Below are 25,782 nucleotides of genomic sequence, written 5' to 3' on the forward strand. Positions count from 1 at the left end.
ATAGCTACAAATATGGTCCCTGTCCGCCCCATGGTATTCGAAAGTTCCAACGCGAATCAAAAGTTACTGGTTAATCATGCCTTAAGAAGCATACATGGCCGAATCTACAACCGCCTTGCGGTCTGGAATCGGTGACTTGTCCCCGACTATGGTTGATGCATCACGTAATTTTGGTGATTTCGGACCTGCCGCAGCGTTCGGTGTATCGGAGACGGCTTACAACCAACAGCCCTCTGCGGCAACGCTACTTTCACTCTTTGTCCTTTGCAATCAGGAACACTTCGTCTAACCTTACGTAAGGGCACTTTTCGCAACCGATCACCAATACGTCTTGCAGGGGGCTGATATGCATGCAGCCGAACAAACGGCATTCCGGGCACCGCGCGGTACTTCGCCGGATGCGAAGACCGACCAGCCTGCAAAGGAACACTCCGCGCCGGACGCGCCTCTTTCCGTTGCGACCGGAGAAGCCGCTGCCCGCACTGCTGCCCCGGTCCGGATTACGTGCGAAGAACAAATACAAGCTGCCCTCATCGACACCCTGAATAGCCCTGAATTCCAGTCAGCGCCCCAACTGCGGGCCTTCTTGGGCTTTGTCGTGCATGCCACGCTGAACAGGCAACAGGAAAAGATCAAGGGTTATACCATCGCGGTCGAAGCGCTTGGACGACCGGAAGACTTCAATCCGGTGACCGACCCGATTGTTCGTGTCGAGGCTGCCCGGCTGCGGCGCCGCCTTGAAAAATACTATGCCGGTTCCGGCGCCGACGTTGCTGTGCGCATAACCATTCCGAAAGGCAGCTACGCACCTGAGTTCCATTCGGCGAAAGGCCGAGAGCTGCCGGATTGTTCTGCAGACCTCGCCGCCAAAGACAAGGCTGATAGTGATCCTGCGGAAAGACACCCCGCTTTGGAAGCGATGGCTCAACAGCACCTTGCAACAGGTGACGCTCCAGGTGCCCGTGAGGGCTATTACGCCTCCCAGCCAACGGTGCCCCCTCTCCAGGCCGGAGCACATGCGCGAAACCGGATGTCCGCGTCGGAACTCTACCGCAAGCTGCAGGGTGGATTGGCCAATCCCGTTGCTCCACGGCTCGTGTTCGCCCTCTGTCTGGCGAGTTTTCTGGCAGGATACCTTGCAGGCAAGCTTTGATTTCTAAGGGATGAACGTTCTCCCGCCCTCGCAAACGACCACCTTCAGTGGATTATTTTACTGATTTCGGCCCTTTTCTGTGCCGAAGCCGAAGATCGACTGCAAATTGCACCATCTGACAACGCTTTGTTTACCCTGTTCGGAGAATTATCAAATTGACGAATCTTTCGATACTCGATTGACACGTATCCAGCGATGGGAGTTACCCAGCAATGGGGAGTAATGAGGGCAAAGAACTGCCTGTAGTAGTACGCGTACTTGACGCAACGGCCTCCGAGGCCGCCCGCACATCTGCGGTTTGCGCCAAGCTGTCTCATGCCTGTACGGACCCCATCCTGTACACGGAATCCTCTTCCTGTCTGCAAGACCTTGCAGACAAGACCACCGACATCCTGATCATCGATCTGGAAACCATCGGCGGTGACGAAGCTCTGGAAGCCTATGCGGTCCGCTGCCCCAAGGCAGTGATCATCGCGGTGTCGGCCAAGGGGTCGGTCTCCAGGGCCGTCAGTGCCATGCGCGCCGGTGCGCATGATTTCCTGACCAAGCCTTTCTCGCTTGATGCACTTGCCTCCAAGATCTCCTTCCAGTTGAAACAGCGCAGGCCCGTTCAGCCGGCTGCTCCCGCAGCGCCGCAGTCCGTGCAGCCTGCCGTTTCATTGGCAGAGTTTTCCGCGCCTCCGGCCCGGACAGCTCCTGCCAGACCGGAAACGTCCGGAACGAACCGGCTTGTGGGCGCCTCCTCCAAGATGCGCGACATTCACGATCAGATCGCGCGCATGGCGCCGTCCCAGGCCCCGGTTTTCATTACCGGTGAATCCGGGACCGGCAAGGAGCTGTGTGCCGCTGCAGTGCATGACCTGTCCGAACGGCGCTCAAACCGGTTCGTGACCTTGAACTGCGCCGCGATTCCGCGGGACCTCATCGAAAGTGAAATTTTCGGGTATGTACGCGGCGCCTTTACCGGAGCAACGGACAACCGCGAAGGTGCGGCCGAGCAGGCCCATGGCGGAACGCTGTTCCTGGACGAGATCGGCGAAATGGACCTTCTCCTGCAGAGCAAGCTGTTGCGCTTCCTGCAGACGGGAACTTTCCAGCGCCTTGGCGACACACACACCCGCAAGGTAGACGCGCGCATCATCTGCGCCACCAATCGTAACCCGGTTCAGGAGATTTCCGCCGGGCGTTTCCGAGAAGATCTCTACTACCGCCTGCACGTCCTGCCGATCCATCTGCCGCCTCTCAGGGAACGCCGCGACGATATCCTGCCACTCGCGGAAACGTTCCTGGAGCGCTATTCAGCCGAAGAACGGCGCGGTTTCAGAGGGTTCGACGCGGACGCGGAAGCGCGGATCGTCTCCTACCCCTGGCCAGGCAACGTGCGCCAGCTCGAGAACACGGTCCGGCAGATCGTGGTCATGAACGATGGAGCCGCGGTCACCTACGACATGCTGCCGATGGTCATTCGCGACCAGAGCAGCCGGCCGGGCACGCTGATAGACCTGTCCCGCGAACGTTCGCGCGCGGCGCCGCCGCCAGCCCGTCCCTTCGGAGCCATCGAGCCGCTGTGGGCACAGGAGAGGCGCATTATCGAAGACGCCCTCGACGCCTTCGACGGCAACATTGCGATGGCCGCCGCAGCCCTCGAAATCAGCCCTTCCACGATCTACCGCAAGCGCCAGTCCTGGACGGCGCGCAGCATGTAAGGCCCGGCATCGGCGAGGCCTTGACCGCAATCGGGTTTTCTTGTTTCGCGGATAACGTGTTGCGCGTCTTGAAATCCGGCGTTTACCGCGCCGCACACATTGCCTTGTTTAATCGGACAAGTCGGTTTATATCGGCAAAAATCGCTGAAAAGACAAGATTTAAAGGCGTGCGGGGAAACGGATGATGCTGGTGGGAAGTCGTGTTTTGAGGCGGATGCTGTCCGCTGCAGTGATCGCAACAGGCGTATCTGCGGGGCTGGTGTCCGCGCAGGCCCAGTCCCCCGCCCCCCCTTCAGAAGCTTTCAAGAATGCGCTGGCCGCCTACGACCAGGCATGGTCGGATGCCGATCTCGCTTTTATGGTCGCAGTTTTCTCTGACGGTCCGAGCAGCGGGTACGGACACTATACGCCACGCGGTGATGCCGTCTTTTCCGACGGAGACGCGCTTAACGTCTATGCGGAACCGGTGGGTTACGGCTTTCGGGAAACCGAAGGCGGATTTGCCTACGAGCTGACAGCTGACTACAGGCTTTTGACCAAAACCGGCCAGGTGCTTGCGGAACAGGAAAACTTCGCGACCTTCTCCGGTAGCGGCCGCTCCAAGCAGCGCGAACTCTCTGCCGCCCTCACATTCCAGTTCAGCGGCCTGCCGGCTGGCGACTACCAGCTCGAAACGCGTTTCACCGATGAAATCGGTGGGACGACGAGCGCCGTTACCCTCCCCTTCAGCGTTTCCGCTTCGAATTGAACGACGTTCAGGAAGCAACGCAGGTTTCGTCATAATTTCGCCGGGCATATCTGTTGAGTAGACCTCGGGCGCATCGAGACCGATTGCGATAAATTCTCGTCACAAAGCATTGACAATCTGACCTCAGCTACATAAATCCATGGCGCTGTTAGCACTCGCTGTTAAGGAGTGCTAATTGGTGGCGGGAGGCAACGTCCTTCCGTGCAACGCAACCCAATTGTTCATGTCTCGCGCGCTGCCTATTGCGTGGGGCGCGCTCATGAGAGGAAACAGTGTTATGGCATTTCGTCCACTGCACGACCGTGTCGTCGTACGCCGCGTAGATTCTGAAGAAAAGACTGCTGGCGGCATCATCATTCCGGACTCCGCCAAGGAAAAGCCGCAGGAAGGCGAAATCATCGCAGTCGGCTCCGGTGCCCGCAAGGACAACGGCGAAATCGTCGCTCTCGATGTCAAGGCAGGCGACCGCGTTCTCTTCGGCAAGTGGTCCGGCACCGAAGTCAAGATCGACGGTGAAGACCTCCTGATCATGAAGGAATCCGACATCATGGGCGTGATCGCGTAACCACTCGCGAACCGCTTCTGATCTCAATTCACATTCCAGAATAAGTGAGACGATCACATGTCTTCTAAAGAAGTAAAATTTGGTTCCGACGCTCGCGAACGCATGCTGCGCGGCGTGGACACACTCGCAAATGCCGTCAAGGTAACCCTCGGCCCGAAAGGCCGTAACGTCGTTCTCGACAAATCCTTCGGCGCACCACGCATCACCAAAGACGGTGTCTCGGTTGCCAAGGAAATCGAACTGGAAGACAAGTTCGAAAACATGGGCGCCCAGATGGTGCGTGAAGTGGCTTCCAAAACCAACGACATCGCTGGCGACGGTACCACCACGGCAACCGTTCTGGCTCAGTCCATCGTCAAGGAAGGCGCCAAGGCTGTTGCAGCCGGCATGAACCCGATGGACCTGAAGCGCGGCGTTGATCTCGCTGCTGCAGAAGCCGTCAAGGCTCTGACTGCCGCTTCCAAGCCGATCACCACCTCCAGCGAAGTTGCACAGGTCGGCACTATCTCCGCAAACGGCGACGAGCAGGTCGGCAAGGACATTGCCGAAGCCATGCAGAAAGTCGGCAACGAAGGCGTGATCACGGTCGAGGAAGCAAAGTCCCTCGAAACCGAACTCGAAGTCGTTGAAGGCATGCAGTTCGACCGCGGCTACCTGTCCCCGTACTTCGTCACCAATGCCGACAAGATGCTGGCTGACCTGGAAAAGCCGTACATCCTGCTGCACGAGAAGAAACTCTCCAACCTGCAGGCCATGCTGCCGATCCTGGAAGCTGTTGTTCAGTCTTCCCGTCCGCTGCTCATCATCGCTGAAGACGTCGAAGGCGAAGCTCTTGCTACGCTCGTCGTCAACAAGCTGCGTGGCGGCCTGAAAATCGCTGCTGTGAAGGCTCCGGGCTTCGGTGATCGCCGCAAGGCAATGCTCGAAGACATCGCGATCCTGACCGGTGGTACCGTGATCTCCGAAGATCTCGGCATCAAGCTTGAAAACGTTACGCTGGACATGCTCGGCACCGCCGAGAAGGTCTCCATCACCAAGGAAACCACCACCATCGTTGACGGTGCAGGTTCCAAGGACGACATCAGCGGCCGCGTTTCCCAGATCAAGGCTCAGATCGAAGAAACCACTTCCGATTACGACCGTGAGAAGCTCCAGGAGCGTCTTGCAAAGCTCGCAGGCGGCGTTGCCGTGATCCGCGTTGGCGGTGCGACCGAAATCGAAGTGAAGGAAAAGAAAGACCGCGTCGACGATGCGCTGAACGCAACCCGCGCTGCGGTTGAAGAAGGCATCGTTGCAGGTGGTGGTACCGCTCTGCTGCGCGCCAAGAAGGCTGTCGAAGGCCTTGCTTCCGACAACTCCGACATTATGGCCGGTATCAAGATCGTCCTGCGCGCTCTGGAAGCTCCGATCCGTCAGATCGCTGAAAACGCTGGTGTCGAAGGCTCCATCGTTGTTGGCAAGATCCAGGAAAACGACGATCCGACCTTCGGTTTCAACGCTCAGACCGAAAAGTTCGTCAACATGATCGAAGCTGGCATCATCGACCCGACCAAGGTTGTCCGTACTGCTCTGCAGGACGCAGCTTCCGTCGCTGGTCTGCTGATCACCACCGAAGCCATGGTTGCTGAACTGCCGAAGAAAGACTCTGCACCGGCAATGCCGGGCGGCGACATGGGCGGTATGGGCGGCATGGGCTTCTAAGAAGCCCAAAGCTCAAAAGCTTTACGAAAGGGCGGTCTCCGGACCGCCCTTTTTGTTTGCCGCCCATCATCTCGCGTTTGTGCCGCATTGCGGCACGGGGTACGGCATGGGCTTCCAAGAAGCCCAAAGCTCAACAGCTTTACGAGAGGGCGGTTTCGGGACCGCCCTTTTTTCTTGGCCGCACCTTCCGTCCGCGACCGCGTGTTACTCATTTCGGAACCTAAGCTCTCTCAGCCGGTTTTCCTTATGAACGGAAACACGGAGAGACCTATGGCACAGGATGCGAGACAGGCAGCTTCAGAACGTTTTGAAAACGTCGACGAGCTGAACAGGACAATCGCTCAGGAGGCTCAGACCGACCAGGACCTTGAGTCCCAGGTTCCGCCGCGTTCTAAATATGGCACGATCTGGCGGCTCTTAGCGGTCATCATTCTGCTAATTGCACTGCTGACATCGGTCTTCTTCCTGGGCTGACGCGTCACCACCGGTTCCCGGCGTCAGGAAGGAATGTCGACTGCCTTCTGGCTCGCCGGGCGTTTCATGCAAATGTCGACCCAGCGAACGACATTCTCAAAGGATGCGAAGTCCGTCACTTCGCCGGCCTCATAAAACCCATTGATGTTGCGCGCCCAGGGCCAGCAGGCCATGTCGGCGATCGTGTATTCGCTTCCTACAATGAACTCACGTCCCTCAAGCTGCCGGTTCAGGATGCCGAGCAGACGTTTTGTTTCGTCGCGGTACCGTTCGAACGGGCGGCGGTCCTCGTACTCACGGCCGGCGAACTTGTGAAAGAAGCCGAGTTGCCCCGCCATCGGTCCAAGACCGCCCATCTGCCACATCAGCCATTGAAGCGTTTCAGCGCGCCTTGCCGGATCCTGCGGCAGGAACTTGCCGGACTTTTCCGCCAGATAAATCAGGATCGCTCCGGATTCCCATAATGGAAGCGGCTTGCCGCCAGGGCCGATCGGATCGATGATAGCGGGGATCTTGTTGTTCGGATTGAGCGACAGAAACTCCGGGCTCAGCTGATCCTTGCTGCTGAAATCGACCAGATGCGGTTCATATGGCAGGCCCGTCTCTTCCAGCATGGCAGACACCTTGATGCCGTTGGGCGTCGGCAATGAATAGAGCTGAATGCGGTCAGCATGTTTTGCAGGCCATTTGCGGGAGATCTCGAAGTCGTTCAGGTCACTCATATAGCCCTCTTGAGTCATGTTCAGGTACCAGCCCTTTTCGGGAGTACGCCTCGATATAGGGCAGCTCCACCCGTTTAAAACAGACAGTCAACTGATGATGACAGTTGGTGTTTTGCCGTTACCGCAATATATCTGCCTCAACAGACACCGGGCGCGCGACAGAAGACTGGCTGCCCCAAAAAGACGCAGGAGACGCCCATGGCGGACGACAAGGAAGCCCGGATCGAGAAGCTTGAAATCGATCTCACCCATGCGCTCAATACCATCGATGAGCTCAACACCGTCGTCTTCGATCAGGGACGACAACTCGACCGTCTCAACCGGCTCGTCACCAATATGACGGATCAGGTCACGGAACTGATGGACAACGTTCTGCCCGGCCATCAGATCGAAAAGCCGCCTCATTACTGACCCCTACAGGCCCCCTCCCTGAAGAACTGACATTCGACGGCCCCTCCGGCAAGTCTAGCCGCGCGCGCATCCAGATTTGATCCAGGCCATGGCATCCCCCGACCCAGGCGGTAATGTGGCGGTAGATCCGCCAAGGGTGTGCCATGCGCTTTTTGAAACTATTGATATTCGTCCTGCTGATCGCAGGTATCGCCGCCGGTGCGTTTTGGTGGCTCAAGAAACCGGCTGAAGTCCACACGGTCATGCCGGCGACCGGACGGGCGGCGGAAGTGGTCTATGCCACAGCCGTCGTTGAGCCTGTGCGATGGGCGAAGGTCACCAGCATCATCCGGGAGCGCATCGTATCGCTGTGCGGCTGCGAGGGCGATCAGGTCAAGAAGGGCGACCAGCTAGCGGAACTCGACAGCGGCGACGCCCGTGCGACACTCGCCGAGCTGGAGGCACGCCAGGAGCTGGCGCAATCCGACAAGGAACGTGCCCTGCAACTGCTCGAGCGGCGGGTCGTCAGCCAGCAGGTTTACGACAAGGCCCAGAACGAGCTGATCCGCATCAACGCCACGACGGCAGCCCAGAAAGAGCGCCTGCGCGACTACGTCATCGTTGCCCCCATGGACGGCATGGTGCTGCGGGCCGACGGGTCGGTGGGAGAAGTTGCGGAGCCCGGTGAAATCCTGTTCTGGATCGGTCAGCCGTCTCCGCTTCAACTGGTGGCGGACGTCAACGAAGAGGACATTCCCAAAGTCGCCAAGGGTCACAAGGCGCTCATCCGCGCCGATGCCTTTCCCGACAAGGAACTGACAGCGGAAGTTGCCAGCATCACGCCAAAGGGCGATCCGGTGCTGAAGAATTACCGGGTCTATCTCGACCTGCCGGAAGATACACCGCTGCGCATCGGCATGACTGCCGAAATCAATATCATTACGACCGAAAAAGAAGATGCCCTGCTGCTGCCTGCTGCTGCCTTTGACGGCTCGAAACTGCTGACGCTGGACGTGGAAAACAAGGTTGTTCCGCTGACGGTCGAAACCGGGATCACGGGCACACGCGCCACGGAAGTGCTGAGTGGCGTCACGGCAGACACAAGGGTCGTTTTTCCCTATGACCCCGATCTGCTGGAAGGACAGAAGGTCAGACCGGTGCCCGGGGACGGTCAATAATGCTTCTCCTGCGCATCGCATCCACCCACATTCGAAACCGCTTGCGCCAAACCATCGTCTCGACGCTTGGTGTTGCCCTCGGCGTCGGATTTTCGGTGGCGATGGCCAGCCTCATGGAAGGGTCCCAGCGGGATTTCACGGCAACGCTGATCGATGCCATTCCCCATGTGGAGATCCTTGACGAGCAGCGCGCGCCTGCGCAGCAACCGGCCAGCGCCGTCTACGATGCCGTCGCCTATCATGGCCTCAGACCGAAGGAAGACCTTCGCGGCATCCGCAACCCGACCGAAGCGCTTGCCTCGCTGCGCGACTGGGTCAACGGCGCGATGGCGCAGCGCCTGAGCGGACAGGCGGTGCTGCGGTATGCCGGACAGGACATCGGCATGACGCTGATCGGCGTTGAACCCAGGCGCGAACTGACCGTCTCCAAAATCGGCGAAGACATGCGCGAGGGGGCCTTCGAGGATCTGGACACGACATCCAACGGGCTCGTTATCGGCGACAAGGCCGCTGAACGGCTGGGGGCGGAGCTGGGCGATACGGTGACGCTGACATCGGCCAACGGTGTCGCCAAGCGTTTCAAGATCGTCGGCCTGTTCCACAGCGGCATCACCACGAGCGACGAAGGCCTTGCCTATGCACCGTTGAAGGCGGTGCAGATCCTTCTGGAAAAGCCCGATGTCATCAATTCGATTGCCATTCATCTCAATGCCATCGGCGAAGCCAACGAGGTCGCCGCCCGGGCGGAACGGCAGCTCGGCTACAAGGCAGTTTCCTGGGAGGAGGCCAACGAGGGGCTGATGGAGGCCTTCTTCGTGCGCAATGTGATCATGTATACGGTCGTCGGGGCCATTCTGGTCGTTGCCGGCTTCGGAATTTTCAACATTGTTTCGACGATCGTGCACGAAAAGGCGCGCGACATCGCGATCCTGAAGTCGCTCGGATTTCCGGAGGGCGACATTCAGCAGATCTTCGTGCTCGAGGGGCTGGTGATCGGGATATTGGGCGCGCTCGCAGGTTCGGCGCTTGGGTTCGGCCTGTCGAGTTATCTGGCCTCGGTCAAGTTCGAGTTTTCCCAGGACGTGGAAATGACCCACCTGCCGATCTATTTCTCCGCCCTGCACTATGTCATCGCCTGCCTGCTGGCGCTGTTTTCTTCCGGGATCGCCGGATATATCCCCGCCCGGAAAGCCGCCCGGCTCAACCCTGTCGACATCATTCGCGGGGCGACATGACCCCTGCCCCGGAACAACTGGCGACTTCAGGCCGCGTTCTGCTGGAGGCCAGCAACCTCACCCGCATTTTGCCTGCCATCGTGCCGGTGACCCTGGTGCAGGATGTCAGCTTTCAGGTGGGGGAAGCGGAGTTTGTGGCGATAACCGGCCCGTCCGGGTCCGGCAAATCCTCGCTTTTATACCTGCTTGGCCTTCTGGACCGGCCCACTTCAGGCGAAGTCCGGATAGACGGCTTGCCCACCCATGCGCTGACGTCTGCCGAGATGGCGCATCTCCGCCTGGAAAAGCTTGGTTTTGTTTTCCAGTTTCACTTTCTGTTGCCCGAGTTCACCGCGCTGGAAAACGTGATGATCCCGATGCAGCGGCTCGGCAAACGCAGCCCGAGGGCACAGCTTGATCATGCAACGGAGCTTCTGGCGGCGCTTGGTCTGGCAGACTTTCTGCACCGCCGCCCGGAACAGCTTTCCGGTGGGCAGCGCCAGCGCGTGGCCGTTGCCCGTGCGCTTGCCAATTCGCCAGCACTGATCCTGGCGGATGAGCCGACCGGAAGTCTCGACAGCGCATCAACCGAACAGGTGTTTGAAAGCCTGCAGAACATCGTGAAGAGCGAACGGACAACCGTTGTTGCCGTCACCCACGACCTTGAGCTTGCAGACCGGATGGACCGGCGGATCCATCTCGTTGATGGCCGCGTCGATTACGACAGGCTTCGCCAGGGGTAAGCAACACCGGACAGAGACAGATGGACGGCTGAAGCCCTGCTGCGGGCGGCGCTCCAGAATCAGGCAGCCTGCGCCTCATGTGGCGGCTGAACGACCGCCAGCAGCATCAGCAGGGCAACGGGTATTGCGAGCGCCCAGAAACTCAGGATCGTCATCAGAAAGCTCGCCAGCAGACCTCCAACCGCAAAAGCGGACAGCACCAGCGTCTGATGACGGATCAGCGACCGGCTGCCGGAGCGGGTTTCGGGGTGCGTAAAATAGTCGGCAATGCCAAGCACCAGCTTGAGTGTGTTGCCGGTCATGACCGTTGTCGGAACATGCCTGTTGAGCAGCGTCAGCATAATCACGTTCTGCAGCGACATGGCCACGGTCGAAAAGCCGACTGCTGTCAGGGTAACGGCGGATAACGGACCGCTGGCGGCCGGATCACCAAGACCTGCGACAAGCATGAAGAGAGCGACGAGGATCGCTTCAAGAGCGAACAGATGCCGGACGGCGATCCTGTTTTTCTGAACAAGTCTTGTGACAGAAGCGAACCAGAAGAGGGTTGAGCCAAAGAAGACCACGAGCACGAACACTTTCAGCGCCGCGTTGTCTGCCTGATGAAACATCTCCGTACACAAAACGACAAGCGTGCCGGTGATGAAGGCCGTGAACGTGTGAAACAGTCCAAGAATGCAAACCACATCAATGAAGCAGGCGCAAAAGGCGAGCAGAACCGGCACTATCGGCCGGCTGTGATGCAAAATGGATCGGTCCAACGACCTGCTCCCGAGCTAGTCTTTCCAGGAAGATGTGCCATGCACTGACGGTCTTGCCAAGCCGGAATGGACGTGGCATAAGCCCGCCATCATCAAGAGAAGGGCTGGCGCCCTCGCCAACCTGCCGTCCGGGCAAGGTGGTTTCCGCAACAGGGATGCGGCCGGTCAGATCCTCAATAGAGGTATTCCGGCAACGAAGCGGTTAATTTGCATGCGCCAGTCCTCCTCGGGCAACCGATGGAGGATTTATTGTCTCAGGACCATTTTGCCGGACGAGCGGCAGATCTGATCGAGAACCATGTGGTGGCGAGTTCCAAACTCGCTGCAACGGATACCTGGTGCCAGGCCGCTGAAGATTGCGTGCTGGCGCGGATCAAATCCCTGCGCATTCTGGGCGGCCTGCCCAGGCACAAGGCGCCGCTAACGCCGACAGCCCGTACCGAGCGTCTGAAAACGCTGCTCCAGCTGTGGGCGAACGGCTGCACGCGTGCTGTCGACGAAGACCTTTTTGCCGATATCCTCAACCGGCACGGCATGGTCAGACACTGACGGGGCTGTCCCGTGTGGTGCACAATGTCTGCACTGTGCCTATTTCGTTGATACAGGTGTGCTGCAACAACTCGCCTCATCCTGAGGAAGGCCGAAGGCCTGTCTCGAAGGATGGGCCGCTTGCTCATCAGTATGCCGCCCATCCTTCGAGACAGCGCTGACGCGCTTCCTCAGGATGAGGTTTTTTGGAGAACCAGGCCGGGGGAGATCGCGACGCTCAGTCCCTCTTGGGGACCGGGCGCGGCTTGCCGTCGTCATCGACAGCCACCATGGTGAAAATCGCTTCGGTCACCTTTTCGCGGTGGCCGTAGCGCTGGCGCAGGGCCCAGGATTCCAGCTTGATTTCCATTGACGAATTGCCGACGTGAACAACCTGGGCATAGACGCACAGCACGTCGCCCACATGGACAGGCCGGATGAATTTCATCTTGTCGACCGCGATGGTCACGACGCGCCCTTCGGCCCGCTGACCGGCAGAAATACCGCCTGCCAGATCCATCTGCGACAACACCCAGCCCCCGAAGATATCTCCCGAGGCATTGGTATCGGCCGGCATTGCCATGGTACGTAATGTCAGATCGCCTGTCGGCTTGTCGTCGTCCACGCCTGAGCCCCTCTGTTGATTCCTACAAAAAGACTAGGTCATAGTTTGCAAGAATAGAAGTGTTTGAACAGCACCCTATCCTGTTGAACCAAGAAAAACGCCGGTTATCGCAGAACAAACATCAGGATTGCCATGATCCAGAGCGGCATGGGGGCCGCGACCCAGATCAGGAAAATCGGCAGGCCGCGCTGCAGCAGATTGGACGCATTCATTGCTGTAACTTTCTAGTTGAAGGCCTGGATTTCGATGACCGTCATCGCCGCAAGGGCGACGATGCCCGTGATGAAGGCCAGTTTCGCGCTGCCGATGAGTGTGCGCCCGGCGACATCCAGCTTCGGCAGAGGCATGGCGCGCGACTCCAGGTACATGGACACAAGCATCAGCAAGAAGACGGTGAACCAGACAACCACCAGCGCTTCCGCTATCAGGACAATCGCTACCAGCATGATCCGCTCCATTCAGAAGGTTGCGACGTCAGCTCGGCAGGCGGATTGCCTCCGGGGGTCGCGAAAGTCGCCAGCCACAGGCTCTGCGCAATGCGTTCGGCAATGGCGACAATCTCGTCCGCAAGGTCCGGCACGAACAATTCGCGGATCACGGGCCGGAAGACACTGAGCCATTCGCCATAGTCCGAACTGACCAGTTCTTTCTGCTTCAGGTGGGCCGGAACGGGCTTGCCCTTGTAGGCGCCGTTTTTCAGCAGGACGGATTGCCAGAAGGCTTCCATTTTCGGCAGATGCTCTTCCCAGCGGCCAGCCAGGCGGCGCTCGAAAATACCTCCCAATCGCGGATGCTGGCGAATGCAGCCATAGAAGGTGTGCACCATCACGTGGATAGCCTGTTCGTCGACCTGCTCATACCGTTGGAGGCGGTCGCCGTTGTTCGGCCGTTCGCGTCTCTTCAGCTTGTACCTGTTGGAACTGGTGTCAGGGGCTTCCATAGCCGCCTCCATAACATTCATTTTATATGCATCTTTCAAATGACACAGCAACACGCTAAAATCAACATCTAAGATGAATGTTTAAAGAGACCCAGTCATGCGCCTCAGTCAGGCCAGCGATTTTGCCTTGAGAATCCTGATGGCCACCGGCCAGTCGGAGGATCCGCAGACCGTCGACAAGCTTTCAAAGCAGCTTGGGCTCGCCAAATCGCACGTGATGAAAATCGTCGCCCATCTCGCCAAGGGCGGTTACCTGGAGACGACACGAGGACGTGGCGGCGGCATCCGGCTGGCCAAGTCGCCAGACACGATCCGGCTGGGGGACGTTGTGCGGCTGATCGAACCGGACCTGGGTGTCGTTGCCTGCCTGAAGCCCGAATCCACAATCTGCGCCTTCCTGCCGCGTTGTGCCCTGAAAGGTGCGATGGCACGGGCTTCGGAAGCCTTTCTCGCCAGCCTCAACACCGAGACGCTGGCCTCTATCCTTGCTGGAACGCAGATGGCACTGCCTGTAGACCCAGGCGCATGATTTCACCTGCACCGGGAAAGAGATCCCGCGCTCCCTCCCGCAAGGCACATATGGTTCAAGTGACAGCGTGAAGCGTCCTGAAGGCGGCACGGCCTTCAATCACTTGCCTCGGTAAGTCCTGTTCTGCCGAAGGCCGCGGCGCTTTACCTAAAGCGTCGAGGCTTTCTCCAGGAAGTCCATCTGTTCCAGGCAGTAGTAACCGGAAATCCGGCTGATGGTGCCAGCCCGCTTCCAGTCGTTGAGGACGCGGCTGACATTTTCACGCGCCGCACCTGCCATGTTGGCGATATCAGCCTGGCTGAGCTTGTAGTGGATCAGCAAACGGCCATCGTCGAGCGGCTTGCCGAAGGTTTCCGCCAATTGCAGCAGGGTCTGCGCGACCCGTCCCGGCAAGGGCAGGAACGACCGTGCGGCCAGCACGTCATTGGCATGGCGCAGCCGCTTTCCGACAATCGACAACATGTGCCGGTAGACGGCCGGGTTTTCGTCGGCAAAGCGCTGGAAGGCGGCCTTGTCGATAAAGGCGAGCTGAGCTTCTTTCAAAGCAATCACCGTGGCCGATCGCGGCCGCCCGTCAAGCAGGGCCAGTTCGCCGACAAGATCGCCCGGGCCGAGAACCGCAAGCAATTGCTCATCGCCCTCCACGGACAGAAGCGCCACCTTCAGCGACCCCTCCAGGACCGCATAACAGCCGTTTCCGGGATCGCCATTTTCGAAGAGAATGGTGCCAGCCGATATTTTCATCGGCCTTGCAAGGCGCGAAAGACCAACTGCCAATTCCGGATCAAGCCCTTCGAGTGAAAAGCTATTTTTTAAAAAATCCTTGATTTCCGCCACACCTTCCCCCTGCCAAACGCGCTGATGCCCGCGAATTTCCAAAATTTAATGTAAACCTGTGATGCCCATCACGTGCATTCCAGCAAAATAACCCTATATCTAAGGACATGGAAGCGGGGTCGCCCCTCCCCTCTTCCCGACCTCCACGAAAAACGGCCCTGTTCCCCGCAGGGCCGTTTTTTCGTTGCAGTTTTTTCCTGGCGTGCCCCAGCCAAACCAAATGTAACAAGCTTCGGCCGCCTGTGCCTGAGCAAACCTTCGATTTCAGTTCAGAAAAACATCTTTTTTCTCCAGCGTGTGAAAGAATCTCTGGCTGGACAGAACCTCATACTGACATTCGCGTATCGCAATCTTCCGGCGCGACTCGTCCCGCCGCAGACGGTCATCCGAGCGGCCCGGAATAGCTGCTACAAAGCTTAGATCGCTCATGCCGTCAAAGTGATTGTGCAAAAGAGTGTGCAGCTTTTCCTGGTCGTCTGTTTCCGGCAGGGGATCGGCCTTCGGCAGAAGCTTGAGCCCATGCGCCTTTGCAAGACGGGCCAACCGGATCGCCTTGAGGCCTGACTGCACCGGCGAAATCAACAAAGGCGGCTCGCCGTAACCTGCGTGCTCGATCGCCTTCACTACGATCCGCGCCAGGGACGTGCGTTCCAGAAGTCCCTCGCGCACCGCCACGAAATCCGGCGGGCGTTTCATCAACACGCTGTAACGGGCAAGCTGCGCCTGGGCTTCCTCCTGCAGAAGCTGGTCGGGCAGAAGTCGCAGCAAGGCGCGACGCTGCAGCTGCTCGCGGGTGAACATGCGGTCGCCGTAGATTTCCTGCATGCGGGCGCTGACGGGCGACACACGGTCGCCGCTGAAGGCCAGCGTCACGCCGAACAGGGCGCGCTTGCCAACCTTTTCGGCGGTTTCCTGAAGCGGACGGAATTCACGCGGCCACAATTCGGTGGCAACCATGGCCCCGAGTGCGCTGAGACGCCCGCGCTCCACAAGGTCACGCAAGGCGCGGTCGACCCCGAAGGCCAGGCCATAGTCCAACGCTCCAAGTGTAATTCGCTTCATGAAATTCCGCAGGCGGACCGGATACCGTGAATATTACGCCACATCCCTGCGGCATTCGGCCAAGCAAATCAAGTCGGTTGTTGAGTTGTGGCGGATCAATTGGTGTCAACAGGCTCGAACACCGGGCCGATACGGCCATCGACCTTGTAGACGACAAGCTTTTCCAGCGGCACGTCTTTGACCTTGCGCGTCAGCTCTCCGACTTCCTCGACGGTGGCGAAGGACTGTCGCAGATCGCTTTCCCGGTTGCGGCGTTTTTCAGCAACATACAGCCCCGGGCCATCGAACAGCGACATGTCAGGTTCGTCCTGCATGACATAGCGGATACGCTCGGTGAGCTGAAACACCGGCAGATCGTTCTTCAGCAGGAAGTCGAGCTGGCTGTTGAGGCCGTAGCTGGTGGTTACCACGAAACCGGCCCCTTCCCGTTCGGCCAAGGTCTTCACGTCCCTTCCGATCTCGGGCCAGCCGCGCAACTGGAAGGTCGGGTCCTTGCGGGCGAAAGCGCCTGTTATCGGCCAGACCGCATGCAGTTGAACCACCAGGGCAACGGCAAGCCCCAGGGCGACCCCGGCTTGCGCCAGACGCCGCCAGAAAGCCGAACCGGCAGGCCTGTTCGTGACGAACACAGCCGCCATCATGGCAAAGGCCGGGAACAGCGGTGCCGGCCAGTTGGCCTGCACCCGCGCATGCAGCGAATGATAGACGAGGTAGAAGAGGAACGGCAAAACGGTCAGGAGCAGGAGGGACGCGGCATTTTCCCGTGCCCGCAGCCCCTTGAATAGCCTGACGGAACCGGCGACCGCCAGGATGGCAATCAGCGGATTCATGAGGCCGATCAGGCCCCCCAGGAATTCCGGAACATATCTTGCCGTGTAGCCCCCGGTGCCAGCCCGGCCGAACTGCTTGTAGAAGCTGACCCACTCATGGGCATGGTTCCAGTAGAGCACGGGCGAAAAGCAGAGCAGCGCAAGCAGACCGCCGGCCCAGAGCTGCCAGCAACGCCACCAGCGCCGTGCATCGGGCACCCAGACCAGCCAGAGCACGATGCCCGCACCCAGAAAAAGAACCGAATATTTGGCAAGCAGCCCGCAGCCGGCCATCAGCCCGACCATGAACCACCAGTTGGCGTTTTTGGATGCCGACAGCTCCGTCAGTGCCCACAGGGTAAGTCCCCAGAACAGAACCGAAGGTGCGTCAGGCGTTGCCAGAATGCCGCCGATGCCAACCAGCAGGCTGGCGTTCAGGAACAGCACGGACCAGGCAGCAGCCGTGCGACCGAATAGCAGCGACGCCGTGCGCCACAATGCCAGGGATCCGATCACTCCGGATGCGATGACAAGTGCGCGCACTGCAAAGACGGAGTCGCCGAACAGCGCCTGACCGATGCCGATCCACCAGCCGATCATCGGCGGATGGTCATAGTAGCTCAGGGCCGGAGACAGCCCCCAAAGCCGGTAATAGGCTTCGTCCTCGACAAAATGGGAATTGGCGGCGGCAAAGATCTTCAGCGCCGTCAGCAGCCCGACGATCAGGATCAACCCTGCGGGACGCAGGTAAAAAGGCAGCGGTCCGGTCTGGGGTTCAGCGGTCAAGGCAGGCCCTTACGACTTGCGCCATGTCAGGGCGGAGCTTGCTGCGTAGTTCCAGACAGCGCCCATGATTGCCCCCGCCGTTCCGGCAAACCACCAGTAGGACGGATCGGCATACATCAGGTTGGCGACCCCCACGTTGGCGAGAACGCCGACCGAACAGACCGCGTAGAAGGTCAAAAGACCGATCAGAACCTTCATGCCGGTCAGGCGCCTGTCCCGATAGGTAAGCTGATTGTTGAGAAAGAAGTTCGATGTCATGGCGACAAATGAGGCTGCCGTCTGGGCAAGGTTGAATTCCACGTCGCTCAGCAGCAAAACGCGCAGCGCCGCCAGATGCACAAACAGGCCGCTGGCCCCCACGAGGCCGAACATCAGGAAGCGAACCGAGACGACATTGCCGAAATACTTGGCAAGCAGCAGCCCGAAATAGTCGAGCGTTACCAGCGTATCCAGCTTGCTTTCGCCGTGCTGGCGTTCGCGAAAGGTGAAAGGCATTTCCTTGATCTTCAAGGTGCCGCCTGCACTGGAAACCAGGTCGAGCAGGATCTTGAACCCCTGCGCCGAGAGCTTCGGCGCGAGCGCTTCAGCCTTGTCCCGGCGGATCATGAAGAACCCGCTCATCGGGTCTTTCAGGGTGACGTGCAAGAGCTTCTGCGCAAGCTCGTTGGCCAGGTTGGAGCCCCAGGCGCGAAAAGACGACAGGCCTTCGCCAATGGTACCGCCATCGACCTTGCGGCTTGCGACCACCAGGTCCGTGTCGTCGGCCTTCAGGGCGGCCAGCATCTTGGGCAGCATGGTCTCGTCGTGCTGCAGGTCTGCATCCATGACGGCCACAAAAGGGGCCGAAGACGCCAGAATACCCTCGATGCAGGCCCCGGACAGGCCCCGACGGCCAATGCGGCGGATGACTCGGACGCGGCCGTCGGTCAGCGCAATCTTGCGGGCAACCTCGGTGGTTCCATCAGGCGAATTGTCGTCGACGACGATGGCTTCCCAGGCGATTCCGGCAAGCGCCTCGTTCAGAAGGCCGATCAGGATGGGGATATTTTCAGCTTCGTTGAAACTCGGCAGGATGACACTGAGTTCGGCAGCCTTCAGCCCCTGTTCTGTCAGGGCCTCTGTTCCACCTTCGCCGGCATTTCCGTCCGCCATGCGCACCGCACTGTCCATACTGAACCCCGTCCGCCGCTCCCGCGCCTTCCTTTGGCACCGGGACGGCCCTTTTCACCCGATCCGCGCGGACCATAGCCCGGCGAAAATTAAATACAAGAAAAGACAATGAAACGACTGCACCTTCCGGCCGGTTTGCCGGAGCACTGTGCTTTACCGGCCATTCGCAACCGCACTTTCACTGTTCCTGAGGCGCCCTTTTACCGCGAACTGTGATGCAAACAAGGCACGGACTGAAGAATTGACAAAGTGTCCTTCGGTCCGCGAGGCGTTGACCTGCCGATGTTCGGCATCGACCACCTGCGTCCCGTCTATCGAACGAACCGGCAGAATGTTGCACCGCCTTGCCCTTGCGCCGTGTTTCGTCTACGACAGCCGCAACATCAGACAGCCGGATGCAAGGGGTTTCCTTGGGCGCGTCCGGCCGGGAACTCGCCAGGATTCAAGACCCTTATGGCCAAAAAACCGAACAAGTTGAAAGCCCGCCTGCCGCGCGGCTTCGTTGACCGCTCTGCCGAGGACATCCGCGCCACGGACGAGATGCTGGCGAAGATCCGCGCCGTTTATGAGCGTTACGGGTTCGATCCCATCGAAACCCCGGCCTTCGAATTCACCGACTGCCTCGGCAAGTTCCTGCCCGATACCGACCGGCCCAACGCCGGCGTCTTTTCCGTGCAGGACGAAGACGAGCAGTGGATGAGCCTGCGCTACGACCTGACCGCACCGCTTGCCCGCCACGTGTCGGAAAACATCAACGAGATCCAGCTGCCCTACCGCACCTACCGGGCCGGCTGGGTATTCCGCAACGAAAAGCCCGGGCCGGGCCGCTTCCGCCAGTTCATGCAGTTCGACGCCGATACGGTCGGCGCACCGGGTGTCCAGGCGGATGCCGAAATGTGCATGATGATGTCCGACACGATGGAAGCCCTCGGCATCCCGCGCGGTCAATATGTCATCCGGGTCAACAACCGCAAGGTTCTGGACGGCGTGCTGGAAAGCATCGGCCTTGGCGGTGAAGAGCACGAAGGGCGCCGGCTGACGGTTCTCAGAGCCATCGACAAGCTCGACAAGTTCGGAACGGAAGGTGTTCGGCTGCTGCTGGGCGACGGCCGCAAGGACGAGAGCGGCGACTTCACCAAGGGAGCGGAGCTCACCCCGGACGGCATCGACAGCATCATTGCCTTTGTCTCGGGAACCGGCACCCTGGACAATGAAGGCATTACAGAGCTCAACACCATGGCGGAGATCTTCTCGGCCTGTGGCTATGGCGAGGACCGTATCAAGATCGATCCGTCCGTCGTGCGCGGTCTGGAATATTACACCGGCACAGTGTTCGAAGCTGAGCTTCTCTTCGACGTGACCAACGAGAAGGGCGACGTCGTCCAGTTCGGTTCCGTCGGCGGTGGCGGTCGCTATGACGGGCTGGTCAAGCGCTTCACCGGTCGCGATGTGCCCGCAACGGGCTTTTCCATCGGCGTTTCGCGCTTGATGACGGCGCTTAAGAACCTTGGCAAGCTCGGCACGTCCGACGTGGTCGCGCCGGTGCTGGTCACCGTGATGGACGGCGATGTGGCGGCGCTCGGGCGTTATCAGAAGATGGTGCAGGACTTGCGCGAGGCCGGTATCCGCGCCGAAATGTACCAGGGCAACTGGAAGAAGTTCGGCAACCAGCTGAAATACGCCGACCGGCGCAACTGCCCGATCGCCATCATCCAGGGCTCGGACGAGCGCGAGGCGGGCGAAATCCAGGTCAAGGATCTGATCGAGGGCAAGCGCCTTTCCGAAGAGATCAGCGACAACATTACCTGGCGCGAAAGCCGCCCGGCACAGGTGACCGTCAAGGAAACGGCCCTCATCGAGACCGTGCGCAGTATCCTGGACGGACAGGCGGACGACCGCCGCCGTCAGAACGAGGGTTGAACATGAGCGGGGCGGCACAGGTGACCGGACTGGACCCGGAAAAGATCGAGACGGTACTCGGCCTGTTCAAGGCTGCGGGCCATGACGAAGTCAGCCCGCCGATCCTCCAGCCGGCGGACGTCTTTCTGGACCTGACCGGCGAGGACATCCGTCGCCGGCTCTATCTGACCAGCGGTACCGACGGGCTCGACCTGTGCCTGCGCCCCGACTTCACCATTCCGGTTTGCCGTCACCATCTGGCGCAGGACACCGTCAAGCTTCCGACCGCCTATTGTTACAACGGCCCGGTGTTCCGCCAGCGCCCGGACGGCCTGGGGGAAATCCCGCAGCTCGGCGCGGAAAGCCTCGGCCGCACGGACACAGCAGAAGCGGATGCAGACCTTCTTGCTCTCTCCGTCAAGGCTCTGGAAGAATTCGGCCTGTCGGACATCGTGATCCGCATTGGTGATGAAACCCTGTTTGCCGCCGTGCTGGAAGGTCTTGACCTGCCGACCGTCTGGCGCCGCCGCCTGCGCGATCTCTTCGGGGAGACAGACCGGCTGACCGCAGCCATCTCCCGGATGGCCGGAGGGTCTGCCTCCGACGACGACAGCCGCGATGTCCGTCTCGGCTTCCTGTCAGCGCTGGAAGGGGCTGACCCTGAAGCGGCTCATGCCGTGGTTGAGGATCTGCTGTCGATTGCCGGAATTTCAGCTGTCGGCGGACGTACCCCCAGCGAAATCGCCGACCGGTTTCTGGAACAGGCGGCCCTTGCGAGCGGTGCACGCGGCCACGACAAGGCAGCGGAAATACTGTCGGCCTATCTGGCCCTGAAGGCGGATGGCGCCAGCGCGGCCGATGTGCTGCGCGGTTTTTCCAGCGACTTCGGCCTTGGCCTGGACACACCGATTGCCGCCTTCGAACAACGCCTTACGGCGCTTGATGCCAAGGGCATTGATCCTGCGCGGCTCACTTTCGCGGCCGAGTTCGGCCGCCGCCTCGATTATTATTCCGGCTTTGTCTTCGAAATTCACGCGGTCAATCCGCCGGTGAGAGGTCCGCTGGTTGGCGGCGGGCGCTATGACAAGCTGGTGACGCTTCTGGGGGCTGAAGACGACGTACCGGCCATCGGCTTTTCCATGTGGCTGGACCGGATTGCAGCGAGTGTTAAGTCATGAGCAAACTGATTATCGCCATCCCCTCCAAGGGCCGTCTGCAGGAAAACACGCACGAGTTCTTTGGCCGCGCGGGCCTGAAGGTGGTGCAGCCCGGCGGCGCGCGGAACTATCGCGGCGCCATCAAGGGTCTGCCGAATGTGGAAATCGCGTTCCTGTCGGCTTCCGAAATCGCTCGCGAACTATCCGACGGCACGGTTCATTTCGGCATCACTGGCCTGGACCTGGTGCATGAGAACATTGCCAATCCGGACAGCACGGTTCACATCGTCACCCCGCTCGGCTTCGGCCCGGCGGATGTGGTGGTTGCCGTCCCGAAGGCGTGGATCGACGTTGAGACGATGGCGGATCTTTCCGATGTCGCTTCGGATTTCCGCAACCGTCATGGCCGTCGCCTGCGTGTTGCGACCAAATACGTCAATCTCACCCGCTCGTTCTTCGCCGGTCACGGCATTGCCGATTACCGCATTGTGGAAAGCGCAGGCGCGACCGAAGGCGCACCGGCAACGGGGTCCGCTGAACTGATTGTCGACATCACCACCACTGGCTCGACACTGCAGGCCAACAACCTGAAGATCCTGACCGATGGGGTGATGCTGAAAAGCCAGGCCAATCTCGTGGCATCGCTCAACGCGGACTGGTCCACTGAGGCTCTTGGCGCTGCGCGGGCAATCCTCGACCGTGTGGCTGCGGAAGATGCTGCGCGCAACGTCAAGCTGGTGAAAGCCGTCGTCGCCGACCGCACACAGGCGCTTCGGAGTGTCAGCAATGTGGGAGCTCAGCAGCGCTTTTCCGAGGTCGACGACCTGCATCATGTCAGCGTTCTGTGCCCCAAGGATGCCGTTGCCGATTGTGCCCAGCTGTTGATCGAGGAAGGCGCGGAGACGGTTACCGTCGAAACGCTCGACTACATCTTTTCCAAGGAGAACCGGCTGTTTTCTCCGTTGAAGGCAAAGGTGGGCGCGTAAGCACGCCGCAGCGTTTGCGAGCCGCGTGATTTCATTGCGGGCGTTGCTAGAGTCTGGAGTTTTTTCGGCTTCGCCGAATACCCCCTTCCCTAACCCTTCCCCACAGGGGGGAAGGGAACCCTGCGGCGCCAGTTCACAGCCCTGCGTCTCCTGCCGAGGGTCGCGAGTGTGTGGCCTCGTAAATGAAGACGAAATGGCAAGAATCACAGTCGGCTGAACCGCCTGAGCCCCTGCTTCTCACGGGAGAACGAACCGAAGCGTTCGTGGATAGGGGTTGGAAATTAGGCCTTTCAACTCTTCAAGACCTGAGGGCCTTCAGCGCGGTATCGGACGCTTGAACGCCGTGCGTGCCGCTTCGACGCTTTCCCGGCAGCAGCAGCCTTCCAGGTGGTCGTTGACCATGCCCATGGATTGCATGAAGGCATAAACAGTTGTCGGACCGACAAAACTCCAGCCACGTTTTTTCAGGTCCTTGGAAAGCGCCGTGCTTTCGGCTGTCTTGCCGAGGGTTTTGGCTGTAGCGAAATCCAGTTTTTGCGGACGATCCGCCGGTTTTGGTTCGAACGACCAGAAATAGGCTGCGAGAGACCCGAATTCCTGGCGCAGTTCCAGGGCCCGCTGCGCGTTGTTGATGGTGGATTCGATCTTGCGGCGATGGCGAACGATACCGCTGTCCTGCAGACAGCGTTCGACATCCGCCTCGGTAAACTCTGCCACCCGTTCAAACTCGAAATTGGCGAAAGCTGCCCGGAAGGCGTCGCGCTTGCGCAGGATGGTCAGCCAGGACAGGCCTGACTGGAACCCTTCCAGGCAGATTTTCTCAAAAAGACGCCTGTCCTCGTCAACCGGCCAGCCCCATTCCGTATCGTGATACTGCTGGTAGTCCGCCAGCCCGCCGTGCCACCAGCAACGGTTCCTGCCGTCCTCACCCAACAGCAGGCCTGTGACCGGGTCGCGTTCCGGTTTGGTCGTTTCTGCTGGTTTCCGATCTGCCATGCGCCACCTTGATATTCACCATTTGTTCCCATCTTGGTATCCTCCCCATTACCTTGAGGCAACCCGAAATGTGAGCTGTCCCTTGAAAAACAAAAACCCGGCCAGAGAGGCCGGGTTTCGTAACTGGAGGCAGGAGAATTGGGTCAGGCGAACAGGGCGTCGATATCGTCCTGCGTCGCCACATCGACATCGCTTTCGAGCGCCGGACCGTTGAGCAATGCAGCATCGCCCTCCTTCCGTTCCCGCTCTTCAACTTCAATATCCTTGAAGGTTTCGATGCCGCCCCAGATATCCATCATCTGCGTGATACGGTCTTCGACGAACCGCAGCGTCGAGACCACTTTGGTGATCCGCTGACCGGTCAGATCCTGGAAGTTACAGGCTTCGAAGATATGGATCACCTTGTCCCGGATATCGTTGGCAAGTTCGGAATCTTCCTTGCCGAGACGCGCCGACAACGTATTGGCCGTTTCATCGATAAATTCGGCAGACGAGAGAATTGTTTCGGTCGCCCCTTCCGTTCCGAGCACAACGGCATCAAGCTCGTTGGTGACCCGGGTCATCTCTTCACCTTTGGCACCGGTGGTTTGATGCAGGGTGGCAATCTCACGCTTCGTCTGCGCGATTGCCTCATAGATGGCGTCCAGCTCGACCTTCAGCTTGGCGGCCTCTGACAGCTCCTTGCGGAACTCGGCCATGAACTTCGCACTCATCTCTTCCGGATCAAGCTGCGCCGACGTGTCCGGGCCATTCCTCATCATGGATTTGAGGCTGGCTATTTCCGCGAGAACTTCCTGGTGACGACGTTCTTCTGCATAGGCGGGGTTTTCATTCGCCCCGGAATTCATGCGTATCAAGCTTTCCGCTCGAAAGGATCTTTTCACCGCGGCCATGCCTACTCCCGTTTCCCGCCCCTGCAGGCTTTCGTAAATCGCAATATCGTCCTTATAGCGCGGGAAGTTTAAAGAATTGTTTTTCCAAAGCTTGGCAGCCTTAATGACATCATTTGGTGTTTGGTAACGGTTTCTTGGCTTTCCTCACGGAGACGCTTTGGGTATCCTGCCCTCGTTAACAACGAACTGAGCGCGCATGAACAGGCATGACCCTCAGGCCAGTGTGGCTGCCAACGGTGCTTTGACCTAGATGAATTTCGTGCGCTTCCTCGTCATCTGTCTGCTGCTTCTTACAGGTCCCGTCACTTTCAGTTCCGCTTCGTCTGCGAACGATTCCTTTTCTACGGAAGAGCTTCTCGCGGGTTTTGAAAAGACGGTGTTCGGGCTTGAGTACCGTAGCTGGAGCTGGCGTCCCTATCTGGTCAAGAAATTCACCAAACCGGTCCTGTTCTATGTCCATAACCTGTCCGCCCGCGACAGGACGCAGACCGTTCACAGGTTCATCCGGGAAATCGGCAAGCGCGTCGGTGGTATCACCACAAAAGTCACCAACGATCCCGCGGCCGCGAATTTCGAGGTCTATGTGGTCGACCGGGCCCAGTATGAGCCTGTGGTGAAGAAGGACATATACAAGAACGATCGTGCCCGGGTTCCGGGCCGTTGCCTTGTGCGTGTCGTTTCCGGCCGCAACGGCATCAAGCGCTCGGCGGCCGTCATTGTTTCCGACGAAGGCGAGTTCCTGTTCAAGCGCTGTCTTGTCGAGGAACTTCTGCAGGGGCTGGGCCCGATGAACGACGACGAGCAGCTCACCCATTCGGTCTTTAACGATTCGTCGCGCCACAGCCGTTTTACCGTGTTCGACCAGATCATTTTGAACATGCTTTACGATCCGCGCATCAAGCCGGGCATGTCGATGCAGCAGACCCGGCCCATCCTGCCGCTGGTGGCACGCGATGCCCGGCGGCGCGTGCGTTAACCAAGGAATCGTGGAAAGCACTGTCTTTTCAAACGGCGTGCAAAGGCTGTTCCAGCGACGGCTGGCGCGGTTGTGTTTTCATTAAGCCTGTTCCTCAACCAACGACTAACCATAAGAAAAGATTACCTGATTTCCGTGCATCGGATTCATCTTTGCAATAGCCTGAGCTGCTTATCATCGTTGCCAATCCGTTAACCGGCGGCTGTAAAAGGCCGCTGAACGTGGTCGATAACA

The 25,782-nt window shown here is 59.3% G+C and carries 27 protein-coding genes and 1 riboswitch; of the genes, 16 read left to right on the forward strand and 11 right to left on the reverse strand.

The genetic code is table 11. The features are described from left to right. The first annotated feature begins 346 nt into the window (after window positions 1–346). The 6 genes from AC2A6O_RS19495 (at window position 347) to AC2A6O_RS19520 (ending at window position 6,347) form a co-directional block, all read left to right on the forward strand. Window positions 347–1,153 (forward strand): hypothetical protein, encoded by an 807-nt coding sequence (locus tag AC2A6O_RS19495; protein ID WP_498929560.1) that lies wholly within the window; start codon window positions 347–349, stop codon window positions 1,151–1,153. 212 nt (window positions 1,154–1,365) lie between these two features. After that, window positions 1,366–2,859, forward strand: a complete 1,494-nt coding sequence (locus tag AC2A6O_RS19500; protein ID WP_148585258.1) for a sigma-54-dependent transcriptional regulator — start codon at window positions 1,366–1,368, stop codon at window positions 2,857–2,859. A 184-nt stretch (window positions 2,860–3,043) separates the two neighbouring features. Beyond that, window positions 3,044–3,607: a hypothetical protein gene (locus AC2A6O_RS19505; RefSeq protein WP_498929562.1), complete on the forward strand. Its 564-nt coding sequence runs from the start codon at window positions 3,044–3,046 to the stop codon at window positions 3,605–3,607. A 277-nt stretch (window positions 3,608–3,884) separates the two neighbouring features. Continuing rightward, complete coding sequence (groES, locus tag AC2A6O_RS19510; protein ID WP_148585260.1) at window positions 3,885–4,172, forward strand: co-chaperone GroES; 288 nt, start codon at window positions 3,885–3,887, stop codon at window positions 4,170–4,172. Between the two features lie 57 nt (window positions 4,173–4,229). After that, the gene (groL, locus tag AC2A6O_RS19515; protein WP_148585261.1) at window positions 4,230–5,873 is read left to right on the forward strand and encodes a chaperonin GroEL; all 1,644 of its coding nucleotides are present in this window, start codon (window positions 4,230–4,232) and stop codon (window positions 5,871–5,873) included. A 270-nt stretch (window positions 5,874–6,143) separates the two neighbouring features. Next, window positions 6,144–6,347: a hypothetical protein gene (locus AC2A6O_RS19520; RefSeq protein ID WP_498929565.1), complete on the forward strand. Its 204-nt coding sequence runs from the start codon at window positions 6,144–6,146 to the stop codon at window positions 6,345–6,347. A 23-nt stretch (window positions 6,348–6,370) separates the two neighbouring features. Here the strand turns inward: AC2A6O_RS19520 and AC2A6O_RS19525 are convergent, their stop codons facing one another. Continuing rightward, entirely contained in the window at window positions 6,371–7,069 is a 699-nt protein-coding gene (locus AC2A6O_RS19525) for a glutathione S-transferase N-terminal domain-containing protein (protein ID WP_498929567.1), read from the reverse strand. 198 nt (window positions 7,070–7,267) lie between these two features. Between AC2A6O_RS19525 and AC2A6O_RS19530 the strand changes: the two genes are divergently transcribed. The 4 genes from AC2A6O_RS19530 (at window position 7,268) to AC2A6O_RS19545 (ending at window position 10,594) form a co-directional block, all read left to right on the forward strand. After that, a complete protein-coding gene (locus tag AC2A6O_RS19530; RefSeq protein WP_148585264.1) occupies window positions 7,268–7,480 on the forward strand; it encodes a SlyX family protein in 213 nt (70 codons plus the stop codon). A 143-nt stretch (window positions 7,481–7,623) separates the two neighbouring features. Further along, entirely contained in the window at window positions 7,624–8,637 is a 1,014-nt protein-coding gene (locus AC2A6O_RS19535; RefSeq protein ID WP_498929569.1) for an efflux RND transporter periplasmic adaptor subunit, read from the forward strand. Next, window positions 8,634–9,872 (forward strand): ABC transporter permease, encoded by a 1,239-nt coding sequence (locus tag AC2A6O_RS19540; protein ID WP_498930151.1) that lies wholly within the window; start codon window positions 8,634–8,636, stop codon window positions 9,870–9,872. The genes AC2A6O_RS19535 and AC2A6O_RS19540 overlap by 4 nt, the downstream gene beginning before the upstream one ends. Then, window positions 9,869–10,594: an ABC transporter ATP-binding protein gene (locus tag AC2A6O_RS19545; protein ID WP_498929571.1), complete on the forward strand. Its 726-nt coding sequence runs from the start codon at window positions 9,869–9,871 to the stop codon at window positions 10,592–10,594. The genes AC2A6O_RS19540 and AC2A6O_RS19545 overlap by 4 nt, the downstream gene beginning before the upstream one ends. Before the next feature lie 59 nt (window positions 10,595–10,653). On the opposite strand, the gene AC2A6O_RS19550 is transcribed toward AC2A6O_RS19545, so the two are convergent. Next, the gene (locus AC2A6O_RS19550; RefSeq protein WP_498929573.1) at window positions 10,654–11,355 is read right to left on the reverse strand and encodes a YoaK family protein; all 702 of its coding nucleotides are present in this window, start codon (window positions 11,353–11,355) and stop codon (window positions 10,654–10,656) included. Between the two features lie 84 nt (window positions 11,356–11,439). Further along, window positions 11,440–11,563, forward strand: a riboswitch (SAM-I-IV-variant riboswitch). A 41-nt stretch (window positions 11,564–11,604) separates the two neighbouring features. On the opposite strand from AC2A6O_RS19550, the gene AC2A6O_RS19555 reads away from it, so the two are divergent. Continuing rightward, window positions 11,605–11,904, forward strand: a complete 300-nt coding sequence (locus AC2A6O_RS19555) for a hypothetical protein (protein WP_148585269.1) — start codon at window positions 11,605–11,607, stop codon at window positions 11,902–11,904. Window positions 11,905–12,121: 217 nt separating this feature from the next. Here AC2A6O_RS19555 and yciA read toward each other — a convergent pair whose 3' ends face one another. From yciA to AC2A6O_RS19570, 3 genes are all read right to left on the reverse strand, one after another. Then, entirely contained in the window at window positions 12,122–12,508 is a 387-nt protein-coding gene (gene yciA, locus AC2A6O_RS19560; protein WP_148585270.1) for an acyl-CoA thioester hydrolase YciA, read from the reverse strand. A 224-nt stretch (window positions 12,509–12,732) separates the two neighbouring features. Next, the gene (locus AC2A6O_RS19565; RefSeq protein ID WP_498929576.1) at window positions 12,733–12,954 is read right to left on the reverse strand and encodes a hypothetical protein; all 222 of its coding nucleotides are present in this window, start codon (window positions 12,952–12,954) and stop codon (window positions 12,733–12,735) included. After that, entirely contained in the window at window positions 12,945–13,448 is a 504-nt protein-coding gene (locus tag AC2A6O_RS19570) for a group III truncated hemoglobin (protein WP_498929578.1), read from the reverse strand. The genes AC2A6O_RS19565 and AC2A6O_RS19570 overlap by 10 nt, the downstream gene beginning before the upstream one ends. Window positions 13,449–13,545: 97 nt before the next feature. Between AC2A6O_RS19570 and AC2A6O_RS19575 the strand changes: the two genes are divergently transcribed. Beyond that, window positions 13,546–13,977, forward strand: coding sequence for an RrF2 family transcriptional regulator (locus AC2A6O_RS19575; RefSeq protein WP_498929580.1), 432 nt, complete (start codon window positions 13,546–13,548; stop codon window positions 13,975–13,977). Window positions 13,978–14,124: 147 nt separating this feature from the next. On the opposite strand, the gene AC2A6O_RS19580 is transcribed toward AC2A6O_RS19575, so the two are convergent. From AC2A6O_RS19580 to AC2A6O_RS19595, 4 genes are all read right to left on the reverse strand, one after another. Then, window positions 14,125–14,721: a Crp/Fnr family transcriptional regulator gene (locus tag AC2A6O_RS19580; protein WP_209001155.1), complete on the reverse strand. Its 597-nt coding sequence runs from the start codon at window positions 14,719–14,721 to the stop codon at window positions 14,125–14,127. A gap of 357 nt (window positions 14,722–15,078) precedes the next feature. Next, window positions 15,079–15,876: a ChbG/HpnK family deacetylase gene (locus AC2A6O_RS19585; RefSeq protein ID WP_162855044.1), complete on the reverse strand. Its 798-nt coding sequence runs from the start codon at window positions 15,874–15,876 to the stop codon at window positions 15,079–15,081. 95 nt (window positions 15,877–15,971) lie between these two features. Continuing rightward, the gene (locus tag AC2A6O_RS19590) at window positions 15,972–17,471 is read right to left on the reverse strand and encodes an ArnT family glycosyltransferase (RefSeq protein ID WP_498929583.1); all 1,500 of its coding nucleotides are present in this window, start codon (window positions 17,469–17,471) and stop codon (window positions 15,972–15,974) included. A gap of 9 nt (window positions 17,472–17,480) precedes the next feature. After that, window positions 17,481–18,623: a glycosyltransferase gene (locus AC2A6O_RS19595; RefSeq protein ID WP_498930153.1), complete on the reverse strand. Its 1,143-nt coding sequence runs from the start codon at window positions 18,621–18,623 to the stop codon at window positions 17,481–17,483. Window positions 18,624–19,094: 471 nt separating this feature from the next. On the opposite strand from AC2A6O_RS19595, the gene hisS reads away from it, so the two are divergent. The 3 genes from hisS to hisG are packed head-to-tail and all read left to right on the forward strand — an operon-like array spanning window position 19,095 to window position 22,683. After that, a complete protein-coding gene (gene hisS / locus AC2A6O_RS19600; protein ID WP_498929585.1) occupies window positions 19,095–20,561 on the forward strand; it encodes a histidine--tRNA ligase in 1,467 nt (488 codons plus the stop codon). Between the two features lie 2 nt (window positions 20,562–20,563). Next, window positions 20,564–21,718, forward strand: a complete 1,155-nt coding sequence (locus AC2A6O_RS19605) for an ATP phosphoribosyltransferase regulatory subunit (RefSeq protein ID WP_498929587.1) — start codon at window positions 20,564–20,566, stop codon at window positions 21,716–21,718. Beyond that, window positions 21,715–22,683 carry an ATP phosphoribosyltransferase gene (gene hisG, locus AC2A6O_RS19610; protein WP_148585276.1) on the forward strand — a complete coding sequence of 323 codons (969 nt, stop codon included), beginning with the start codon at window positions 21,715–21,717 and terminating at the stop codon, window positions 22,681–22,683. Before AC2A6O_RS19605 ends, hisG begins: the two co-directional genes overlap by 4 nt. Before the next feature lie 315 nt (window positions 22,684–22,998). On the opposite strand, the gene AC2A6O_RS19615 is transcribed toward hisG, so the two are convergent. Then, window positions 22,999–23,679, reverse strand: a complete 681-nt coding sequence (locus AC2A6O_RS19615) for a DNA-3-methyladenine glycosylase I (protein ID WP_498929589.1) — start codon at window positions 23,677–23,679, stop codon at window positions 22,999–23,001. Between the two features lie 143 nt (window positions 23,680–23,822). Next, window positions 23,823–24,527 (reverse strand): protein phosphatase CheZ, encoded by a 705-nt coding sequence (locus AC2A6O_RS19620; RefSeq protein ID WP_209001212.1) that lies wholly within the window; start codon window positions 24,525–24,527, stop codon window positions 23,823–23,825. A gap of 295 nt (window positions 24,528–24,822) precedes the next feature. On the opposite strand from AC2A6O_RS19620, the gene AC2A6O_RS19625 reads away from it, so the two are divergent. After that, window positions 24,823–25,548 carry a DUF2927 domain-containing protein gene (locus AC2A6O_RS19625; RefSeq protein ID WP_148585279.1) on the forward strand — a complete coding sequence of 242 codons (726 nt, stop codon included), beginning with the start codon at window positions 24,823–24,825 and terminating at the stop codon, window positions 25,546–25,548. Window positions 25,549–25,782: the final 234 nt, after the last annotated feature.

Source organism: Labrenzia sp. ATLA3, assembly GCF_057180185.1.

Coding starts and splice junctions, on each gene's coding strand:
- AC2A6O_RS19615 (WP_498929589.1), bottom strand. CDS start 23,679: ATGGCAGATCGGAAACCAGCAGAAACGACCAAACCGGAACGCGACCCG.
- AC2A6O_RS19575 (WP_498929580.1), top strand. CDS start 13,546: ATGCGCCTCAGTCAGGCCAGCGATTTTGCCTTGAGAATCCTGATGGCC.
- AC2A6O_RS19520 (WP_498929565.1), top strand. CDS start 6,144: ATGGCACAGGATGCGAGACAGGCAGCTTCAGAACGTTTTGAAAACGTC.
- AC2A6O_RS19625 (WP_148585279.1), top strand. CDS start 24,823: ATGAATTTCGTGCGCTTCCTCGTCATCTGTCTGCTGCTTCTTACAGGT.
- AC2A6O_RS19505 (WP_498929562.1), top strand. CDS start 3,044: ATGCTGGTGGGAAGTCGTGTTTTGAGGCGGATGCTGTCCGCTGCAGTG.
- AC2A6O_RS19495 (WP_498929560.1), top strand. CDS start 347: ATGCATGCAGCCGAACAAACGGCATTCCGGGCACCGCGCGGTACTTCG.
- AC2A6O_RS19525 (WP_498929567.1), bottom strand. CDS start 7,069: ATGAGTGACCTGAACGACTTCGAGATCTCCCGCAAATGGCCTGCAAAA.
- AC2A6O_RS19620 (WP_209001212.1), bottom strand. CDS start 24,527: ATGAATTCCGGGGCGAATGAAAACCCCGCCTATGCAGAAGAACGTCGT.
- AC2A6O_RS19535 (WP_498929569.1), top strand. CDS start 7,624: ATGCGCTTTTTGAAACTATTGATATTCGTCCTGCTGATCGCAGGTATC.
- hisG (WP_148585276.1), top strand. CDS start 21,715: ATGAGCAAACTGATTATCGCCATCCCCTCCAAGGGCCGTCTGCAGGAA.
- AC2A6O_RS19570 (WP_498929578.1), bottom strand. CDS start 13,448: ATGGAAGCCCCTGACACCAGTTCCAACAGGTACAAGCTGAAGAGACGC.
- AC2A6O_RS19605 (WP_498929587.1), top strand. CDS start 20,564: ATGAGCGGGGCGGCACAGGTGACCGGACTGGACCCGGAAAAGATCGAG.
- AC2A6O_RS19545 (WP_498929571.1), top strand. CDS start 9,869: ATGACCCCTGCCCCGGAACAACTGGCGACTTCAGGCCGCGTTCTGCTG.
- AC2A6O_RS19580 (WP_209001155.1), bottom strand. CDS start 14,721: ATGAAAATATCGGCTGGCACCATTCTCTTCGAAAATGGCGATCCCGGA.
- groL (WP_148585261.1), top strand. CDS start 4,230: ATGTCTTCTAAAGAAGTAAAATTTGGTTCCGACGCTCGCGAACGCATG.
- AC2A6O_RS19595 (WP_498930153.1), bottom strand. CDS start 18,623: ATGGCGGACGGAAATGCCGGCGAAGGTGGAACAGAGGCCCTGACAGAA.
- groES (WP_148585260.1), top strand. CDS start 3,885: ATGGCATTTCGTCCACTGCACGACCGTGTCGTCGTACGCCGCGTAGAT.
- AC2A6O_RS19565 (WP_498929576.1), bottom strand. CDS start 12,954: ATGCTGGTAGCGATTGTCCTGATAGCGGAAGCGCTGGTGGTTGTCTGG.
- AC2A6O_RS19530 (WP_148585264.1), top strand. CDS start 7,268: ATGGCGGACGACAAGGAAGCCCGGATCGAGAAGCTTGAAATCGATCTC.
- AC2A6O_RS19500 (WP_148585258.1), top strand. CDS start 1,366: ATGGGGAGTAATGAGGGCAAAGAACTGCCTGTAGTAGTACGCGTACTT.
- hisS (WP_498929585.1), top strand. CDS start 19,095: ATGGCCAAAAAACCGAACAAGTTGAAAGCCCGCCTGCCGCGCGGCTTC.
- AC2A6O_RS19585 (WP_162855044.1), bottom strand. CDS start 15,876: ATGAAGCGAATTACACTTGGAGCGTTGGACTATGGCCTGGCCTTCGGG.